This window comes from Peptoniphilus sp. BV3AC2, from assembly GCF_000478945.1.
Classification (GTDB): Bacteria; Bacillota; Clostridia; order Tissierellales; family Peptoniphilaceae; genus Peptoniphilus_B; species Peptoniphilus_B duerdenii.
In genome coordinates this window covers 1-3,049 of sequence record NZ_AWXD01000024.1, presented here as the reverse complement: position 1 = coordinate 3,049, position 3,049 = coordinate 1, and the positions used below count along the sequence as shown (strand labels likewise).

1 rRNA gene is annotated in these 3,049 nt (G+C 48.3%); it reads right to left on the bottom strand.

The features are described from left to right. Positions 1 to 40: 40 nt before the first annotated feature. Positions 41 to 2,901 (bottom strand): 23S ribosomal RNA (locus HMPREF1252_RS05190). Between the last annotated feature and the right edge of the window lie 148 nt (positions 2,902 to 3,049).

Sequence of the window (3,049 nt, the reverse complement as noted above, 5' to 3'; positions counted from 1 at the left end):
TCCCTTCTGCTTTTGTCACCGGATATTACTGCAAAATCTTTTGGTCAAGTCTTCGACCTATTAGTACTCGCTAGCTTAAAACATTTCTGCTCTTACACCTTGAGCCTATCTACCTCATTTTCTTCAAGGGGTCTTATCTTTCGAGGGAAATCTCATCTCGAGGGGGGCTTCGTGCTTAGATGCCTTCAGCTCTTATCCCTTCCAAACTTAGCTGCCGAGCCATGCACCTGGCGGTACAACTCGTTCACCAGAGGTTTGTCCATCCCGGTCCTCTCGTACTAAGGACAGCTCCTCTCAAATTTCCTACGCCCACGACGGATAGGGACCGAACTGTCTCACGACGTTCTGAACCCAGCTCGCGTGCCTCTTTAATGGACGAACAGTCCAACCCTTGGGACCTACTTCAGCCCCAGGATGAGACGAGCCGACATCGAGGTGCCAAACCTCCCCGTCGATGTGGACTCTTGGGGGAGATAAGCCTGTTATCCCCGGGGTAGCTTTTATCCGTTGAGCGATGGCCCTTCCACTCGGTACCACCGGATCACTAAGTCCTAGTTTCCTATCTGCTCGACTTGTTGGTCTTGCAGTTAAGCTCCCTTCTGCCTTTATACTCTTCGCACGATTTCCGTCCGTGCTGAGGGAACCTTTGAACGCCTCCGTTACTCTTTAGGAGGCGACCGCCCCAGTCAAACTGCCCGACTGACAGTGTCCCTCTCCCGGTTTCACGGGAGTCGGTTAGAATTCTAGTATTAAAAGGGTGGTATCCCAAAGGTGACTCCGCAAATACTGGCGTACTTGTTTCTTAGTCTCCCACCTATTCTGTACATTTAATCCCAAAATCCAATGTCAGCCTACAGTAAAGCTCCACGGGGTCTTTCCGTCCTGTCGTGGGTAAGCGGCATCTTTACCGCTACTACAATTTCACCGGATCCTTTGTTGAGACAGTGCCCAAATCGTTACACCTTTCGTGCGGGTCGGAACTTACCCGACAAGGAATTTCGCTACCTTAGGACCGTTATAGTTACGGCCGCCGTTTACTGGGGCTTCAGTTCTGAGCTTCGCCTTAAGCTAACTCTTTCCCTTAACCTTCCAGCACCGGGCAGGTGTCAGCCCCTATACTTCGTCTTTCGACTTTGCAGAGACTTGTGTTTTTGGTAAACAGTCGCTTGGGCCTTTTCACTGCGGCCTTCCATTTCTGGTTAGGCTCCCCTTCTCGCTAACTTACGGGGTCATTTTGCCGAGTTCCTTAACAAAGGTTCTTCCGCGCGTCTTAGGATTCTCTCCTCTCCTACCTGTGTCGGTTTACGGTACGGGCGATATCTTACTTGATAGTGGCTTTTCTTGGCAGTGTGGAGTCGGCTCCTTCTCTACTTGTTTTCGATCCACATCACACTTCATCCTTATGGAAAGCGGATTTGCCTACTTTCCAGACTTTGTGCTTGTACGCCTCACCAACTGGGCGCTGCGCTTATCCTCCTGCGTCCCCACTTACTTTTTGTCGCTTGATATCGGTACAGGAATTTCAACCTGTTGTCCATCGACTACGCCTTTCGGCCTCGCCTTAGGTCCCGACTTACCCTGAGTGGACGAGCCTTCCTCAGGAATCCTTGGGTTTTCGACGGGTGAGATTCTCACTCACCTCTCGCTACTCATGCCAGCATTCTCTCTTGTATGTTGTCCACAGTGCCTTACGGCTTCTGCTTCGTCCTGCATACATTGCTCCTCTACCAATTACGTTTGTAATTCCACAGCTTCGGTATCTGATTTAGCCCCGGTTATCTTCGGCGCAGAGTCACTTGACTAGTGAGCTATTACGCACTCTTTGAATGCATGGCTGCTTCTAAGCCAACATCCTAGTTGTCTCAGTAACTCCACATCCTTTTCCACTTAATCAGTATTTTGGGACCTTAGCTGGTGGTCTGGGCTCTTTCCCTTTCGACTATGAAGCTCATCCCACATAGTCTGACTCCTTAGTTTGTGATTCGGTATTCGGAGTTTGATAGGTCTCGGTAACGTATAACGCCCCTTGACTATTCAGTGCTCTACCCCCGCGTCACTTTAACTAAAGGCTAGCCCTAAAGCTATTTCGAGGAGAACCAGCTATCTCCGTGTTCGTTTGGCTTTTCACCCCTATCCTCAGGTCATCCGATAGCTTTTAAACGCTACCCGGTTCGGGCCTCCATTAAATTTTACTTTAACTTCACCCTGCCCAAGGATAGATCACACGGTTTCGGGTCTATGACAAATAACTTACGCCCTATTAAGACTCGATTTCTCTACGGCTTCGAAACTTAATTTCTTAACCTTGCTTTTTATCATAACTCGCTGGCCCGTTCTACAAAAAGTACACGATCCTGGTTATTACCAGTTTCGCTGCTTGTAAACACTAGGTTTCAGATTCTATTTCACTCCCCTCCCGGGGTTCTTTTCACCTTTCCCTCACGGTACTTGTTCGCTATCGGTCACCAAGTAGTATTTAGCCTTAGGGGGTGGTCCCCCTGTGTTCCCACTAGGTTTCTCGTGCCTCGTGGTACTCTTTTGTGCCTGCTATCGTCGTTTTCGTCTACGGGACTGTTACCTTCTTTGGTGGACCTTCCCAGGTCCTTCGACTAACTATTTTTGCTTTATGCACGGTTGGGCTCTATCCCGTTCGCTCGCCGCTACTTAGGATATCGATGTTTCTTTCTTTTCCTCCAGCTACTTAGATGTTTCAGTTCGCTGGGTTCGCTTCTCTTACACTATTTATTCATGTAAGGATTCCGCCTTCGCGGTGGGTTGCCCCATTCGGAGATCTACGGGTTATTGGTTACTTGCGCCTTACCGTAGCTTTTCGCAGCTTGTCACGTCCTTCTTCGCCTCTTGGTGCCTAGGCATCCGCCTAGTGCTCTTATTAACTTGACCTTTATTAATTAAACTTACTGTTTATTAATTTTCCAGTGATTTTGTCTTTCTTCTTTTTCTCTTTGATTTCTCATTCTTGAAATTTGATTGATTGACATAATCTTGATTTTGCAGTTTTCATGGTTCTTTTCGCTGTCTAGCGAAGGTG